Source organism: Streptacidiphilus sp. P02-A3a, assembly GCF_014084105.1.
Lineage (GTDB): Bacteria > Actinomycetota > Actinomycetes > Streptomycetales > Streptomycetaceae > Streptacidiphilus.
Window position 1 is genome coordinate 4,872,226 of record NZ_CP048289.1, and the last position, 16,521, is coordinate 4,888,746.

Below are 16,521 nucleotides of genomic sequence, written 5' to 3' on the forward strand. Positions count from 1 at the left end.
GGGCGGGAGCGGCCGACGGCGCCGCCGGGGGTCCGGTGGCGCCGTCGGGTGGTGTCGCGGTGGGTCAGGTGCGGTGCGGCGGGTGCTACTCGCGTCCGCCGATCGCGTCGACCGGCGCGGAGCGCATGGCGAAGCGGGTGGCTGTCGCGATCGAGCCCCAGGAGAGCGCGACGGTGAGCGCCACGATCGCCAGCAGGCCGAGCAGGGAGATGTTGGGGACGGGTGACTTCGACAGTCCCAGGCTCATGCCGACCAGCGAGGGGATTCCCGCCAGCAGGCCGAACAGCAGCGCCGAGAAGATCACGATCCTGGCCTCGCCGTTCATCATGGCGCGTACCTGTTCGCGGCTGGCGCCGATGAGTTGCAGCATGGCGAACTCGCGTACCCGGGCCGCGGTGGCCATGACCAGGGTGTTGACCACGGCGATGGCGATGTAGCCCAGGAGCAGGGTCTGGAACAGGAGGTTGAGGGCCCAGCCGCCCGAGTCGCCGGCCGCGGGTGCGACCGCGAAGGCGGCGGGGCCGCCCAGTTGGACCGTCGGGTAGGGGGCGACGGCTTTGCGCAGTGCGGCGGCCAGCGTCTTCTGGTCGGTCCCGGCGGTGGCCGCGACCAGTACCGCGGAGTCGACCTGGGAGGTGGTGTGGGCCACGACCAGGTCGTTGGGCAAGGTAACGTCGCCGAAGCCCAGGCCGCGCTCGTAGATCGCCACCACCCGGGGGGTGAGCAGGGTGCTGTCGCCGAGCCGCAGGGTGATCGTCCCGCCGAGTTTCGCGCCGACCTGGCGGGCGGCCACCTGGCTGAGTGCGACCGTCCCGTCCTTCAGGTCCGCGATGCTGCCGTTGAGGACCTGCAGGTCCATGGTGTCGGAGAGGCGGTCGGGGGTGACGCCCTGGGCGGCGAAGACCTCGGTCTGGGTGCCGAAGGTCAGCAGTACCTGCATCCGTGCCACCGGGGTGGCCAGGGCGACTCCGGGGACGCCGCTGACGGCGTCGGTGACCTGGGGGGAGACTCCGGCGCCGGACGAGGCGGTCAGCACGTAGCCGGCCCGCAGTCCTTCGTTGAGCTGCTGCTGGGAGGCGGCGATCGTGGTGGTGGCGCCGAAGATCTGTACGGCGGCCAGGGTCACGCCGATGGCCAGTGGGGTGGCCGCCGCGCTGAGCCGCCGGGCGTTGGCCCGGGCGTTGGACTGGGCGAGGAAGCCGTGGGCCCGGGTCTGGTTGTTCAGGAACGGGCCGAACAGCGCGATGGCGGCGCGCAGCAGTACGGGTCCCAGGCAGCCCAGGGCCACCACGAAGAACAGGACGGCGCTGGCGGCGACGTCGGCGACCGAGTCGCCCGAGTCGGCGACGTTGCCCAGGGTCAGCAGCAGTCCGACCGGGATGAGCAGGGCGCCGATGACCAGTCGGGCCCGGCTGAGTTTCTTGGGCTCGACGGCGGCTTCGCCGAGCGCCTCGACCGGGCTGGTCCTGGCCACGCGGCGGGCCACCAGCCAGCCGCTGATCCGGGCGCTGAACACGCACAGCACCAGTGAGGCGAGGATGGGCAGGATGCCCACGTCCATCTGGTAGTCCGAGGGCATGGCGCCGGCCAGGATGAACACGCCGCGCATCACGAACGCGAGGATGATGCCGGGGATCGCGCCGGCCAGGGCGCCGGACAGCGAGACCAGGGTCATCTCGGCGCCGATCATCCAGTGGATCTGTCTGGGGGTGGCGCCGATGGCGCGCATCAGGGCCAGTTCGCGGCGGCGTTGCTGGACCGACAGGGTCAGGGTGCTGGCCACCACGAAGACCACGATCAGCACCATCGTGCCGCCGAACGACGCCGAGGTGTCGACCACCAGGTTGCGGGCGTCGCCGACGTCGAGGAACTCGACGTCGCCGCGTCCGGTGCCGGTGTGGGTCTCCACGCCCGGGACGGCGGCGGTGATCGCCTTGGCCAGCCGGTCGGGGGTGACGCCGGGGTCGGCGAGGACCCCGATGGCGGCCACCTGGTCCGGGCGGCCGGACAGGCTGGTCGCCTGGTCGTCGGTGAAGAACACCGCGGACTGGCGGTCCAGGCCGCCCGGTGGCGGGTCGGCGATGCCCACGACGCGGTAGGAGGAGGCGATCGAGCCGACCACCAGCCGGACCGTGGAGCCGGTCGACAGGTGGGCGCGCGAGGCCAGGCCGGAGTCGAGGACGACCTCGCCGGACGCGGTGGGCGCGTGTCCGGTGCCCAGCGTGAACGGTCCGAGTTCGGCGGTCGTCCAGCCGTGCCCGTACACCGGGTAGCCGTTCGGGCCGCCCACCACGCCGCCGCCGGAGTCGAGCACGCCCAGTTCGATGTCGACGTCGCCGACGGCGGCCTTGACGCCGGGTACCGCGGCGACGGCGGCGATCTTGTCGGAGGGCAGGGTGACGCGCTCGCTGTAGCGGACGGCGGAGCTCTCGTCCAGCCAGAACGACTGCCCCGCGCTGAGGACGACGTCAGCGCCCGCGTAGCGTTCGGGGGCGACGCCGGTGCTCAGTCCGGACATCAGCAGGATCCCGCAGGCGGTGATCACCGCCGAGCCCGCGGCGATCGCGACGAAGGAGCCGACGAAGCCGCCCTTGCGTCCCTTGATGGTCTTCCAGGCCAGCGACAGGTCCTTGGGGAAGGGCACCAAGGTGCGGATCAGCCGGCCGACGCGGCGGATCACCACTCGCCCAGGTGCGTCATGCGTGAGGCGATCTCCTCGGAGGTGGGCCGGGGCAGTTCGCCCGCCAGTTTGCCGTCGGCCAGGAACACGACGGAGTCGGCGTAGGAGGCGGCGACCGGGTCGTGGGTCACCAGCAGCACCGTCTGCCCCATGTCGTCCACCACATGGCGCATCAGTTCCAGTACCTGTTTGCTGGATCGGGTGTCCAGCGCTCCGGTCGGCTCGTCGGCGACCACCGCCTCGGGGCGGGTGATCAGTGCGCGGGCGATCGCGACCCGCTGCTGCTGTCCACCGGAGAGCTCGCTGGGGCGCCGCTTGAGGAAGTCGCCGAGTCCGACCGAGGTCAGGACCTGGTTCAGGAACTCGCGGTCGGTCCTGCGGCCGGCGAGCCGCAGCGGCAGCGTGACGTTGTCCGCCACCGTCAGCGAGCCCAGCAGGTTGTACGCCTGGAAGACGAAGCCGATCCGCTCGCGCCGCACCTCGGTCAGCTTGACCTCGTCGAGGCCCGACAGCTCGATGTCGCCCAGCCAGACCGAGCCGGAGGTCGGGCGGTCCAGGCCGGCCGCGCAGTTGAGGAACGTGCTCTTACCGGAACCGGAGGGTCCCATCACGGCGGTGAAGGTACCACGGCGCAATTGGATGCTCACCGAATCCAGCGCCTGCACCGGGCTTCTTGTCGATTCGTACACCTTAGACACCGAATCTAAGCGGATCGACCAGTCGGTGGGCTTGGTGCGCGAGGCAGAACGAGGCATGCCAGGAGCCTACCGAGGCCGCACCGCGCCGCGCCACCCGCCTCCGTTCGAAGCGCGTGAGAAAACGCCGCGGGCGGCCGCCGGTGAATTCCGCTTTTCTGGAAAGAATTCCCCGGGAACAGCGTATACGAAATCACCAGCGCCATTGCCCGGGCACCGGTGGGAAGGCGAGGGGCCGCGGGTCCGTCCCGTCGCCGGGACGGCTCCGCGGGCCCTCGGGGAGGGGGCCGGGGAAAACCGGCGCGCCGGGAAAACCGGCCGACCAGCGACTCCCGGCGCCCTCTTCCCGCGGGCGCCGATGAACACCGCGCGACCGGCCCGGTCACGGTCGGCCCCGAAACCGTCGCGCCCCGCGCCGCCGCTTCGACAACAGCCGCACCGATTTCCGGCTCGGCCACTGCCCCGGCGCTCCGCCCCGGCCCGCCGCGGGCGGCGCGGCGACGCCCGGGCACTCCCCCGAGGCGCAGCTCAGCGCCCCCTCGCGGGCGGGCCCGCGGGGGAACGTCCCCGTGGCCGCCGGGAGCGGACCCCGATTCCCGGGGAAATCCGTGGCCGCCTCCGGCGGGGATATCGCGGGCCACCGGCGGCGGCCCGTCCTGATCCCCGCGGAAAGCGGTCCGGAAATCACCGGGAGCCTGGTTCCCGGCCCGCCGGGGCGGGTCGCGCATTCAGTGCCGGAAAAACCTCCTTTTTTTGTCGGGGCGGGGCGCGGAACCGTGTCCCGTGCCTTCTCGTGGAAGAGTCGCGATAGGCCTCGGCCGGGGGTCATCCGGTATTTCCCGCCTTTCTTCCCCGGGTGGCCGCCGACCGTGGTCGGGGCGCCGGGCGCCCGCCCCGGGTCGCCTTCGCGCCATCTTTTTCCGGTCCCGGCTCCGGCTCCGGTTCCGGTTCCGGTCAGCGGAACGCGAACCCGAGCAGGTCGAGTCCGGGTGCGGTGGTGATGGGCTCCGGGACCAGGTTGTCCTTGTGGACGAACCGCCGCAGGTAGCCGGCGCCCTCGGTGCCGCCGGACCCCGCCATCCCCGGCAGGTAGCGCCGACCGAAGCCGTAGTGCCTGCCGCGCCAGGTCAGCAGGGTCCGTTCGACCTCGGCGAGCGCCTCGGTCAGCCTCGGGTCCCCCGCCTCGCGCACCGCGTCGCCCAGCGGACGCACGGACCGCAGCGGCGGCATCGTCAACTGGTGCAGGTGGTCGAACTTCGAGTACGCCTCCACCTTGCGCGCGTCGTAGCCGTAGAGCACCAGTTCCATCATGTGGTAGTTCAGCGACTGGACGGCACTGGCCTCACCGGTGGCGTCGCGGAACCTCAGGAAGAGATCCGGGGTGAGCGTCTTGAGCACGTGGAAGATGTGGTTGGGCAGTTCCGCGCACTGGGCCAGCTGCGCCATCAGCGCGTACGCCTGGTCGTCCCCGCGGCCGATGGACGTCCGGGCCCGCACGGTGAAGTAGCGGATCAGGTAGAAGGCCAACTCGCATGCCTGCACGGCCCGCAGGAACATGTTCTCGTGGTGGTCGCCCGAGGCCAGGAAGCCGGAGCAGCGGGTCAGCACCGATGCCTGCCAGCGGGCCAGCGCGTCGTCGCGGGCCCGGTCGATGATCTCGGCCGCGGTCGTGTCGCCGCCGGTCTCCACCAGCAGTCGCCCGACCTGCTCGCGCAGCGCCTCCAGCCGCAGCAGCCGCTCCTCGGTGTTGTCGGCCTCGGTGAGTTGCGCGGCGGCGCGGCGCTCGACCGCGTCCAGGTCGGCCAGCGTCGCCTCCAGGGCCAGCACCGCGCCGGCCACCGGCTCGGTCTGGTGCAGGTCCAGGTACCACGCGTGGACGTGCAGGTTGGCGTAGCGGTAGTACTGCGGGATGGGTTCGCGGCTGAACGAGCGGGTCAGCAGCCGCATCACCTCGCTCTCGGCGGTCTGCTCGGCGTACGCCTCCTCGTAGAGCTTGGCCAGCAGGTCGTGGTCGCTGTCGGTCAGCGCCTGTCGGCCCGACCGCTCTTGGAGCCGGGCGACCTCGTCGCACCGTCTCGGAAACTGTAAGGACGCCAGTTCGGCTTTCATGTAACCCCCAGGGCTGCGCTCAGAACCACGGGTCGCCGTCGACCCGCGGCATGCCGTTTCACCTCTTGAACCCGATGACCAGTTGCTTGTCCTGAGTGGACCGGTGCACTTCGCAGTCGGTGAAGCCCGCGCTCTCCAGCAGGCCGATGTACTCCGCGGCGGTGCGGTGCCGGCCCTTCGCCTCGACGTGCATCGACAGGTTCATCACCGCCGTGGGCAGCGGTCCGCGCCGGTCGTCGTCGAACAGGCGGTCCATGATCAGGACCCGGCCGCCGTCGGCGCACGCGCGGTGCGCCTTGCGCAACAGCTCCAGGCCGGTCTCGTCGGTCCAGCCGGAGAGGATGTAGCCGAACGCGACGCACTCGGTCGGCGGGAACTCGTCGTGGTGGAAGTCGCCCGCGGCGAAGTCCAACCGGCCCTGCAGGCCGTACTTCTCGACGGTGTCGGCCACGTACGGGCCGACCTCCGGCAGCTCGTACACGGTGGCGCGCAGGCCGGGTGTCGCCTCCAGCGCGGCCACGCAGAAGGGGCCGCTGGCGCCGCCGATGTCCACCAGGTGCCGGACCCGCTCCAGCCCGGCCATGGGCACCAGTTCGCGGGAGACGTCGTAGGTGAGCTGCCACATGGCCGCCAGGAACTCCTCCGTGAGCTTCGGAGTCCGGTACATGACGTCGAACGGGGCCGGCAGGGCGGCGTCCACCGCCGACTTGCCGTCCGTCAGGTAGGAGTCCAGTTGCGGCAGTCGGCCGAGCGTGCTGTTCATCACGTGGTTGAGGAAGCCGCCGACGGAGCGCGCGCTGCGCGGGTCGAGGAAGGGAGCCGTCTGCGCGGGCAGGCGGTACGCGCCGTGCTCGTTCTGCTCGATGACGCCGAAGGAGTCGAGCAGGACCAGCAGCCGGTCCAGGGTCTCCTCGTCGAGCCCGAGCTCGGTGGCGATCTTGCTGGTGGGCGCTTCCTGGGTGGCGAGAAAACCGAAAACGCCGTGTTTGTCCGCCAAATGGATGGCAGTGGTGGCATACACGCCATAAACGGCCTTTTCCAACGCTCTGGGCAGCATCACGCAATCTCCACATCGTCTCCACGGGCGGGTCACACAAAGTCGCGATGCGAGCTGAATTCGTACCCGTCTTTCGCGCCGCGGAGGAGCGGCACGCAGAGGACTGGAGTGCTCGGCCGCGACTGGGAAGTCCAGCCCTTTCGAATTACGCGAGACGAAGCTATGCGCGGCCCGTGAGCGCCCTCAAGGAAGTTGCCTCGTCGTTCAAGGACCAGCGCCGGGACCCGCGCTGACCGGCGGCGACGGCAGTGCCATTACACGAAAGCGACTGCCTCGCGGAAGGAGTTTCACCGCTGCGGAAAACAACGGCGGCGAAACCGCCGACAGCGATGACACGGATCTGATGGCCTGTCATCATAGCTGTGGCAAACCATGGCATACTGCATCACGATGCCCCGCGGAGCGCCGCAGCGGGGAGCGCCGGGGCGGCGGTGACGTGGACGAATGACGCGAAGTTCGCCGACATTGGAGTGCCATATATCGCGGGCGTCCCGCTTGTCAACAAGAGAGCGGTGTGGTGATCGTTACGTGGAAGAATTATCACGGTCCCCTTATGAGGATCCTCACGGTCGGCTTAGGGTCTTGGTCAGTAACGGTCAACTGGGGCCGCTGGTCGGGGGACAGCTCGGATCGGCTTGGGATGTGCGCCGCAGTGCCACCCATGGGCGCTTCCCAGGCACTGGACCGTCGGGCGCGTGCCGTCGCCCGGCGGATCGTAGTCACGCCGAGATGCCAGCCCACCAGCATTGACGTGTGTGGGAGACGGGGACTTGAGAATCCACTTCACGGTTGACGACCTCGCGCAATCACGTATGATCGACAGTTTAGGACCTGTCACGGAAGGCGCATTCGCGCTGAAGCAGTTCGGCAGGCAGGGCAGCGCCGGCTTCCACGGCTGGCGCAAGAACGTCCGGGAGCAGCTCGGGACCCGGGTCGCCGAGGTCGAGTTGCTCGCCGACCGGTACGACGTAAGGCAGTTGCTTCCGCTGCTCAGGTTGCATCCGGGCAGCAGTCAGGACGCGGCCGACGAGCGGACCCGGCAGCGGGTACGGGCCACGTTGCTCAAATTCTGTCAGGTGGCCGTACTGCCGCACTGGCAGCAGACACGAGATCACACGGCCGCGGTACGGGACGCGTGCGGCCGGATCGGCATCGCCAACGGAATGCACGCCCTGCTGGACAACCTCCACCCGCGGGTGAACTGGAAGGCGCCGGTCCTGGAGGTGGCCGGTGACCTGGACCGCGATGTGTACCTCAACGGGCGCGGGCTGGTGCTGTGCCCGTCGCTGTTCCTGGCCGACCGGGCGTGCATGGTCCTGGAGGACGTCCAGGGGATCGGGGTGCCCATCCTGGTCTTCTCGGTGCCGGTGGACTCGGCGACCGAGACCGAGTTCTGGGGGCGCAGCCAGGGCGGTGAGCAGGCGTTGAGTGCCCTGGTCGGGCACACCCGCGCGGCCGCGCTGCAGATGCTCTCGGAGAACTGCACCACCGGTGAGCTCTCGCAGCGGCTGAACATCTCGCTGGCGGGTGCCAGCAAGCACGCCACGGTGCTGCGCAAGGCGGGGCTGGTCACCACGGCCCGCAGGCGCAACACGGCGCTGCACTCGCTGACGCCGCTCGGCGTGGCGCTGCTGCGGCAGCAGCATTCGACCAGGGCGTCGTAGGCCCGGCGCGACCGCGGGCCACCGGCGGCTGAACCCACGGACCGACCACAACCCACGAAGGGCGAGACGATGAGCACCAATCCGTTCGAGGACCCGGACAGCACGTACCGTGTGCTGGTCAACGACGAGGGCCAGCACTCCCTTTGGCCCTCCTTCGCCGAGACGCCGGCGGGCTGGACGACGGTTCTGGCCGAGACCGACCGGCAGTCGGCGCTCGACTACGTCGAGGCGCACTGGACCGACCTTCGGCCCAGAAGCCTGGTGGCGGTGATGGACCAGCGCTAGTCGCGCGCTCCCGCCGGAACGCGGTCCGGCGGGGGCCAGGTGCACCACAGGCGTGCCCTCGGGTGGGCAGAGCAGGGCTCCGGCATGAGTCCTGCCCTTCCGGCGCGGGGGCACCGCCCATGTCCGGGCCCGGTTCGCGCGGCCTGGCGCACGGTGCTGAGTGTTCGTCAACTCTGGTTTCCCGTACGACAGATGGGTCATCCGGTGCTTGTCCGCCGGATGGGGATATACCCAGCGATACCGGGTTCTTACAACCAGGACTACCGCGCGGCGCGGTGGTGCGGTGCTTCACTGGAAGCACACCACAGCACGCCGCGGTCCCCGGTCGGCTTCCCCCGTACGGCTGACCGGTCGCGGTTCCCCAACGGCACGGGGAGGCCGCGAAGGCCGGTCCGCGCGGGGTCCGCCGACCCCGCGCGGACCGGTTCCCCGGTCGGCCGCCATCGCACGTCGCGTCAGCGGACCGGCCAGGACGAGTACGTGCGCAGTCCGTACAGCAGTGGCGACCGGTCGGCCGCCACCGGGTGCGTGATCCGGTAGGCCTCGCCGAAGACCACGGTGTGGTCGCCGACGCGGACCGTCCCGCTGATCCGGCAGTCGGCGATCGCGTGCGCGTCGTCGGCCAGGTGCGGGCCGGCGGCCTGCGGATCGCAGGACCAGCGCACCAGGTCGAACCGGTGGGGGGCGCCGGAGGCGAACAGGTCCGCGGTCGCCCTGGCCCGGGCGTGCAGCAGGTTCACCGCGAAGGTCGAGCGGCGCAGCATGGCCGCCAGGGTGGGGCTGCCCTCGCGCAGGCATACCAGCAGGGTCGGCGGTTCCACCGCGACGCTGCACACCGACGAGCAGGTCATCCCCCAGGTCCGGCCGTCGAGGTCGGCGGCGGTCACGATGGCCACCCCGGTGGGGAAGGTCGACATCAGGGACCGGAACTGTGCGGCAGGGACCGCCGTCACCGTGGTGGAGCCCCCCAGGACGCCGTCCTCCACGCTGTAATCCGTCATGGTCACCCGCCGCCTTCCAGTACCGGGGCCGCCACCCTCCAGCGGCGTGGCGAACTTCGTTCGAGCAGGGTGTGGCAGGGGCCGGCCCTGGCCGCGGACTCGGCGGTGTTCACCGCGTGGTGCCGGCCTTCCGCTGCGCCGGCGGCAGGCCGTGCAGGTGGGCGAAGTACTCGTACTGGCTGGGGAGCTTCTCGACCAGGGCGGCCGCCTGGTCGGCCACCAGCCGGAACTCGCGGTCGGCCGCGGTGCCGTCGAGCAGGCCCAGTACCGGCAGCGGCTGCACCGGCAGGCCGCCCATGCCCAGGATGATCGCCCGGTAGGAGTACGACTCGAAGCCGTGGTAGTGCGGGTAGAGGGAGTTCTGGTCGGGCAGCTTGACCTTCCACTGCTCCAGGCGCTCGGCCAGGCCGTCGGGGATCTCCCGGGTCTTGGTGTCGCGCCAGTACTGGTTGTCGGTGCGGCGCGAGGCGTACCAGTGCAGCACCATGAACTCCCGCAGGCCGTCCATGACGTGCGCGGCCTGCAGGTTGTAGGTCCTGCGCAGTCCCTCGTCGGTGGCCTCCTGGCCCACGGGGAAGTTCTTGACCAGCTGCTCGATGCCGTTTTGGATGATGAAGATGCCGGTGGACTCCAGCGGTTCGACGAACCCGTTGGACAGGCCGATCGCCACGCAGTTCTTCACCCAGGCGCGCTCGCTGCGGCCGATGCGCATCTTGATGTGGTTGGCGGTGGCGTTGTCCGCCGCGGGACCGACGAACTCGCGCAGCTTGCGCTCGGCCTCGTCGGGGGTGGAGTACTCGCTGGCGTACACGTAGCCGGTGCCGAGCCGCTCGAACAGCGGGATCGTCCAGATCCAGCCCGCGTCCGTGGCGGTCGCGGTGGTGGCCGGGCGGATGCCGTGCACGGCCATGTCCACCGGCACCCGCAGGGCCACCGCGCTGTCGTTGGGCAGGTGGTTCTGGAACGAGATGAACGGCTCCTGGAGCGCCTTGTTCACCAGCAGGCTGCGGAAGCCCGTGCAGTCGATGTAGAGGTCGCCGGAGACGTCGCCGTGTTCGCGGGTGCGGACGTGGTCGATCGCGCCCTGGTCGTCCAGGGCGACGTCCACCACGTCGTCCAGGACGTGCCGGACCCCGCGCGCCACGCCGTAGCGGGTGAGGAACTTCGCCAGCAGCGCCGCGTCGAAGTGGTACGCGTAGGGGAACTGGGTGTTCTGTTCGGTCAGTGTGGTGCGCTGGTCGTCACCCCGCTCGAAGGTGCTGTCGAAGAGCGAGCCGTCCAGGTAGCGCGGCGAGCTCTGCGCGTCGCACATCGAGGCGATCAGGAAGGAGTCCCGGTCGAACTGCCCGGTCGGCTTCTTCTGCACCCACCAGTCGGTCAGCGGGAAGCCGTCGACCACCCGGTTGCGTTCGAACGGGTGGTAGAAGACGTGCCCCGGCTCGCGCCAGCCCTCGAACCTGACGGCCGTCTTGTACGTTCCGTGGCACTCCGGCATCCACTCGCGCTCGTCCAGGCCAAGATAGTTGAAGAAGTGCCGGATGGTGCTGAAGGTGGCCTCCCCCACCCCGAGCGCGGGCACGTTCTTCGACTCGACCAAGGTCACCGCCACCCGGTCGCCGAATGCCGCCGTCAGATAGGACGCCGTCATCCAGCCTGCTGTACCGCCACCGACGATCACCACGCTGCTGACCATGTAGTAGGCCCCTTTGTTGGTTGCTGGCGAACCTGTCGGGTCGAGCCTCTCGGAATCACCGGCGCGCGGCCATGTCCTTGACCGATGGGTGAAATTGGGCGGTCAGGAACGCAGGAACGTCAGCACGGCCAGCACCCGGCGGTGGCCGTCGCCCTCGGACAGGCCGAGCTTGAGGAAGATGCTGCCGATGCTCTTGGCGACGGTGGGTTGGCTGACGTGCAGCGCCGCCGCGATGTCGGCGTTCATCCGGCCCTCGGCCATCAGCCCCAGCACCGCCCGCTCCCGCGAGGTGAGCCGGCCCAGCGGCTCGTTCATCTGCCGGCGCCGCAGCATCAGCCGGACCACCTCCGGGTCGATGACGGTGCCGCCCGCGGCGACGGACTCCACCACCTCCAGGAACTCGGCCACCCCGCCGATCCGGTCCTTCAGCAGGTAGCCGAGGCCGCCGCGGGAGTGCTCGCCGGACTCCAGCAGCTCGCAGGCGTAGGCCGTCGCGGCGTACTGCGTGAGCACCAGGACCGCCAGGTCCGGGTAGCGGCCGCGCAGTTCCATCGCCGACCGCAGGCCGTCGTCGTTGAAGTCCGGCGGCATCCGCACGTCGGTCACCACGATGTCGGGCCGGTGCTCCTCGACCGCCTTGATCAGGTCACGGCTGTCGCCGACCGCGGCCACCGCCCGGTGCCCGAACCGCTCCAGCAGTTCGACCAGTCCCTCGCGCAGCAGGACGGCGTCCTCGGCGAGCACTATCCGCAATCGGGTGTTCGCCATGGCAGCTCCACGACTAGTTCGGTTGGTCCGCCGGGCGGGCTGGAGAGTTTGAGCCTGCCGCCCACCACGGCGACGCGATCGGCCAGGCCCTGCAGCCCGCGGCCGTCCTCGGAGCGGGCCCCGCCCACGCCGTCGTCGCCGACGCGCAGCACCAGGCTGTCCCCCTCCTGGCGGCCGGTCACCCACGCCGTGCGGGCGCGGCTGTGCTTGACCACGTTGGTGAGCGCCTCCTGCAGCGCGAAGTACGCCACCGCCTCCACCGCGGGCACCAGGCGCTGCGCCATGGCGATGTCGACGCGGACCGGTACCGGGCACCGGTCGGCGACCTCGGCCACCGCGGCCGGGACACCGCGGTCGGTCAGCAGTCGCGGGTAGATGCCGCGGATCAGCTCCCGCAGGTCGGCCTGGACGCCCTCGGCCTCCTTGCGGGCCCTGGCCACCAGGCGCGCGCCGTCGGAGCGCTCCTGCTGGAGCCCGTGCTCCGCGATGCCCAGCGTCATGATCAGCCCGGCCAGCCGCTGCTGCGCGCCGTCGTGCAGGTCGCGTTCGATGCGTCGGCGTTCGGCCTCGAAGGCGTCCGCCAGCCGGATCCGCGAGCGGGTCAGCTCCTGGACCCGGGCGAGGACCTCGGACTCGCGCGGGGCCAGCAGCAGGCGCACGAACTCCGCCCGTCCCGCGGCCAGCGCGGTCACCGTGTAGGCCGCCGCCGGGAGCAGGGCCACCCCCAGGAGCACCACCAGGGCCCGGTCGGGCAGGCTGCGGATGTGCCAGCAGCCGAAGACGACCAGTGGGCCCAGGCCGGCGAAGGGTGCCACGAACGGGGCGGCGATGAGCAGGACCACGCATCCCACCAGCAGGACGCCGCCGAGGTCGATCAGCGGCAGCACCACCGTCAGGGCGATCGTGTAGCCGAACTCCCGCCAGGTCGCCGCCTCACCGACGCGCAGCCGCAGCCACGCCCGCAGGCCGGGCTGGTCCGGGGTCACGTGCGGGTTGCCGACGGGCTCGGCGTCCACCAGCCGCAGCCGCAGCCGCTCGGTCGCGGCGACCGGCATGCCGACCACCGCCGGCAGCAGCAGCATGACCAGCAGTTGGGCGTAGGCAGGCATCCTGTCGATGTGCAGCGGTCCCTTCATGGCCGCGCCGATGGCCACGAACACCACGAGCGCGCCGCAGAGCAGGTAGCCGAGCGACCGCCACGGCCAACTGGACGTCAGCAGCGCGCCCGGGCCGCGCAGCAGTGCCTGGCGGCAGTTCAGCGGGGCCGGGTGCGGGGCCGCGTCCGGCGGGCGCACCTCCACGGACGCCGACCGGCCGGCACTCGGACTTGAGATCAACAAGGCATGACGCCAGCACAGAGGTCCACGAGCCACAGCCAACACGGGCCGGTGCACATGTACAAGGCCGCCGCCAGGAGCTTTCCTTACGATTCAACAAGGTTGACCGGCCGGGGGCCGCGGGGGTCGTTCCGCCCGGTCTGGGCGGGTTCGTCGCCGGGCGCCGGCCTCGGTCGGGCGGACAGGGCCGGGGGCCCCGCTCCTGCCGCCCGGACCGCCGACGGCGCCCGTCTCACTCGATGACCCGCGAGCGGGACTCGGTCGTCAGGAACACCCGGCGGATGTCCCGGATCAGGTTGACCCGCTTCAGCCACCGGTCGGTTCCGTCGTACCTCGGCTGGAACGGCTCCCGCCCGTGCACGACGCGGTAGTTGTCGAGGAATATCGCGTCGCCGGGCTCCAGCACCACCTTCTCCTGGGCGTCGCACACGTACGTGTACAGCTCCTTGATGGCCTCCTGGGCGACGTGGTCGTCCGGGTCCGCCGCGCAGGTGTCGTCGAAGTCGATCCGCAGGTAGCGCGATTCGGGCGGGCCGAACAGGATCGCGTCCCTGTCCGCCGCCTCACTGGCGTGTCCCTGCGGCCCGATGTGCGACTGGTCGGGGCGGTGGTGGAACCGCCTCTCGGACAGGATCGCGGCCAGCCGCGCGGGCAGGGCGATCCGGTCCGCGCGCACCACCGTGGTGGCGATCCGGTCCGGGTTGCGCAGGCAGGAGAGCGCCACGTAGTCGCAGCGGCACTGGTGGAAGGCGTCCTCGGTGTGCAGGGACAGCGGGGCCGTGCTGCTGCCGCTGGTCTCCGAGAGCTCCTTGCCGGGCGCCGGGCACACGTCGTGCACCATGCGGCCGTTCTGCTGGTCGCCCCAGGCGAACGGCTCGCCGAGGACCGCGCTGCACAGCGTGAGCACGACCTCCTCGCGGCCGCCGACGCCGGTCTTCTCGGCTATGTCCCAGCCGGTCGGGGTCGGTTCGAGGTCCCGGCTCAGCGGCAGCCCCGACAGCACCGCCAGGTCGGTCTCGTCCGCCTGGACCTTCCGGAAGAACTGGCGGACCCGGATCGGCAGCGACTCCGCCACCGTCCTGGCGTGCGGCACGAACTGCGCCGGGTCCCACGGGCCGTACTCGACGAGCACCTCGTCGACCAGCCACTCGATCTGCCTGCGCTCGTTGGGTTCAAGGACAAGCCTTCTCATGAGAACCATCCTTCTGTTCCGCCGGTCGACGAGGAGGTACCTGGCCGAGCCTGACGAAACCGCCGTCAGGCAGCCACGTCTTTGACCGACGGGTGAAACTGGGCGGTCGTCACCGCCGTGCGCCGCGACGTCGGCGAGCCGGGTTCAGCCGTTCCCGCGCCGGTGCGCCGCCACCCGCTCGCGGGTCGCGCAGCGGCGCGAGCAGAACCGCTGGTTCAGGCCGCTGCCCACGGTGACGTACACGTTCCGGCAGCTCGGCGACGCGCACAGTCCCCCGGGCGCGCGCTGGCCGCCCCACAGCAGCACCGCCAACGCCAGGCAGGACGAGGCGAGGAACCACTCGCCCCAGGGCCCGTCGTCGTCGCGGTCCAGGTGGGGGTGGAACGGCGCGGAGCCACCGTGCGAGGTCAGCCGGAGCGGGCCGGTGTGCCGGACCAGCAGGTCGTTCAACCGGGACGCGGCCCGGCCGGCGTCCTCGGCGGCGAAGACCTCGCGCAGCAGCGCGGCGGCGTCGCGCATCGCGGCGACATCGGCCGCGCGCAACGTCAGCGGCTCGCCCTCGCCGTGCGCCCGCAGCACCCCGGCGACCTGTTCGACCGTCGGGTCCTCGGCCGACAGGGCGTTGACCAGCGCGGCGGTGCGGCGGGCGTTGACCGACGGCGAGTGCCGACCGGCCGGGACCCCCTCGATGCGCGCCACCCGCGCACTGTAACGCACCTGGCCCGGTTTTCCGTTACTCCCCTACCGTGCGGGCCATGCGGAACCACTGGGCCGTGGGGTCCTATCTGGCCGGGGCGACGGCGGCGCGCGCCGGGGACGAGATGGCCGGTCCGGCCCTGGCGTTGGCGGCGCTCGCGGCCACCGGCTCGGCGTCGCGCGCGTCGGCGCTGTCGGGGGGCCTGATGGTGGCCGCCGCGGTGGGAGGGCCGGTCTTCGGGGCGCTGCTGGACCGCTCGGCCGCCCCGGGACGCCTCCTGGCCGCGGCCCTGGCCGGCTACGCGGCGGCCCTGGCCCTGGTCCTGGCCGCGCTGGGACGGCTGCCGTTCGCGGGCACGGTCTCGATCGCGGTCGGCGGCGGGCTGCTGGGGCCCGCGATGGCGGGCGGGTGGACCTCGCAGCTGCCCCGGGTCGTGGCCGACGCCGGTCCTCGCGGCGGTCTCGCCCGCGCGAACGCGCTGGACGCGATGACCTTCGACGGCGCGGCGCTGCTGGGCCCCGCGCTGGCCGGGACGGTGGCGGCGCTGGCCGGGGCGAGGGCCGCCGTGTCGCTGTCCCTCGCGCTGATCTGCCTGGCGGTGCCCGTGGCCTGGGCACTGCCGGGGCCGCCCTCGTCCCGGGGCCGGCCCGGCGCCCGGGACCTCCCGCGCACCGCGCTGCTCGCCGATCTGGGCACCGGCCTGCGGGCCATCGTGCGCACCGGGCCGCTGGCGCGCGCCACCGCCGTCTCCGTGCTGTCCTGCGTCGGCGAGGGCATGCTGACGCTGTGCTGCCCGCTGCTGGGCAGGCAGGTCCTCGGCGGCACCGGGCGCGGCACGCTCCTGCTGTCGGCGACGGCCGCCTCCGGGCTCGCGGCCAACGCGCTGCTGTCCCGCCGCCCGCGCGCCGCGCCCGGCGCGCCCTCGCGGCCCGACGGCATCCGCCCCGACACCGTGCTGTGGTGCGGCACGGTGGTCCTGGCCGGGGCGATGGCGCTGGCGGCGACCCGCGGGCCGCTGCCGGTCGTGGTGGCCGCGCTCGTCGCCGGGCTCGGCGGCGGACCCCAGCTCACCGCGTTGTTCGCGATCCGCCACCGGGAGGCTCCGGCGCGGGTGCGCGGGCAGGTGTTCACCACCGGCGCGAGCCTGAAGACCACCGGGTTCGCGATCGGAGCGGGGGTCGCGGGGCCGATCGCGACCTGGTCGCTGTCCGGAGCGCTGCTGGTGGCCGCCGGGGTCGAGCTCCTCGCCGCGCTCGTCTACGCCGCGCTCACCCGCGTCGCCGTCGGCCCGGCCGCGCCCGCCCCAGGGCGGCGGTAACTCCCGCGCGCGTTCGCGGCGGGTA

Annotated in this window: 13 protein-coding genes; 3 read left to right on the top strand and 10 right to left on the bottom strand. The window is 71.7% G+C overall.

What is annotated here, in order from left to right; genetic code table 11:
- Window positions 1-85 precede the first annotated feature (85 nt).
- The 4 genes from GXP74_RS21190 to GXP74_RS21205 form a co-directional block, all read right to left on the bottom strand.
- Window positions 86-2,683, bottom strand: coding sequence for an FtsX-like permease family protein (locus tag GXP74_RS21190; protein ID WP_182452821.1), 2,598 nt, complete (start codon window positions 2,681-2,683; stop codon window positions 86-88).
- Window positions 2,677-3,435: an ABC transporter ATP-binding protein gene (locus tag GXP74_RS21195; RefSeq protein WP_182452820.1), complete on the bottom strand. Its 759-nt coding sequence runs from the start codon at window positions 3,433-3,435 to the stop codon at window positions 2,677-2,679. The genes GXP74_RS21190 and GXP74_RS21195 overlap by 7 nt, the downstream gene beginning before the upstream one ends.
- Window positions 3,436-4,329: 894 nt before the next feature.
- Window positions 4,330-5,484, bottom strand: a complete 1,155-nt coding sequence (locus tag GXP74_RS21200) for a tryptophan 2,3-dioxygenase family protein (protein WP_182452819.1) — start codon at window positions 5,482-5,484, stop codon at window positions 4,330-4,332.
- A 58-nt stretch (window positions 5,485-5,542) separates the two neighbouring features.
- The gene (locus GXP74_RS21205) at window positions 5,543-6,505 is read right to left on the bottom strand and encodes a methyltransferase (RefSeq protein WP_225448062.1); all 963 of its coding nucleotides are present in this window, start codon (window positions 6,503-6,505) and stop codon (window positions 5,543-5,545) included.
- An 848-nt stretch (window positions 6,506-7,353) separates the two neighbouring features.
- Here GXP74_RS21205 and GXP74_RS21210 point away from each other — a divergent pair.
- Both GXP74_RS21210 and GXP74_RS21215 read left to right on the top strand, forming a co-directional pair.
- On the top strand, window positions 7,354-8,205 hold the full coding sequence (locus GXP74_RS21210; RefSeq protein ID WP_182452818.1) for a helix-turn-helix transcriptional regulator: 852 nt from the start codon (window positions 7,354-7,356) through the stop codon (window positions 8,203-8,205).
- A 69-nt stretch (window positions 8,206-8,274) separates the two neighbouring features.
- Window positions 8,275-8,490: an MbtH family protein gene (locus tag GXP74_RS21215; protein WP_182452817.1), complete on the top strand. Its 216-nt coding sequence runs from the start codon at window positions 8,275-8,277 to the stop codon at window positions 8,488-8,490.
- Window positions 8,491-8,945: 455 nt separating this feature from the next.
- On the opposite strand, the gene GXP74_RS21220 is transcribed toward GXP74_RS21215, so the two are convergent.
- The 6 genes from GXP74_RS21220 to GXP74_RS21245 form a co-directional block, all read right to left on the bottom strand.
- Entirely contained in the window at window positions 8,946-9,491 is a 546-nt protein-coding gene (locus tag GXP74_RS21220) for a flavin reductase family protein (protein ID WP_182452816.1), read from the bottom strand.
- Between the two features lie 109 nt (window positions 9,492-9,600).
- Window positions 9,601-11,184, bottom strand: a complete 1,584-nt coding sequence (locus tag GXP74_RS21225) for a tryptophan halogenase family protein (RefSeq protein ID WP_182452933.1) — start codon at window positions 11,182-11,184, stop codon at window positions 9,601-9,603.
- A 102-nt stretch (window positions 11,185-11,286) separates the two neighbouring features.
- On the bottom strand, window positions 11,287-11,952 hold the full coding sequence (locus tag GXP74_RS21230; protein WP_182452934.1) for a response regulator transcription factor: 666 nt from the start codon (window positions 11,950-11,952) through the stop codon (window positions 11,287-11,289).
- Window positions 11,928-13,253, bottom strand: a complete 1,326-nt coding sequence (locus GXP74_RS21235) for a sensor histidine kinase (protein WP_370468449.1) — start codon at window positions 13,251-13,253, stop codon at window positions 11,928-11,930. Before GXP74_RS21235 ends, GXP74_RS21230 begins: the two co-directional genes overlap by 25 nt.
- A 268-nt stretch (window positions 13,254-13,521) precedes the next feature.
- The gene (locus GXP74_RS21240) at window positions 13,522-14,481 is read right to left on the bottom strand and encodes a TauD/TfdA family dioxygenase (protein ID WP_182452935.1); all 960 of its coding nucleotides are present in this window, start codon (window positions 14,479-14,481) and stop codon (window positions 13,522-13,524) included.
- Window positions 14,482-14,625: 144 nt separating this feature from the next.
- Complete coding sequence (locus tag GXP74_RS21245) at window positions 14,626-15,180, bottom strand: CGNR zinc finger domain-containing protein (RefSeq protein WP_225448088.1); 555 nt, start codon at window positions 15,178-15,180, stop codon at window positions 14,626-14,628.
- Window positions 15,181-15,236: 56 nt separating this feature from the next.
- On the opposite strand from GXP74_RS21245, the gene GXP74_RS21250 reads away from it, so the two are divergent.
- Window positions 15,237-16,496: an MFS transporter gene (locus GXP74_RS21250; RefSeq protein WP_182452937.1), complete on the top strand. Its 1,260-nt coding sequence runs from the start codon at window positions 15,237-15,239 to the stop codon at window positions 16,494-16,496.
- The last annotated feature ends 25 nt before the right edge of the window (window positions 16,497-16,521 follow it).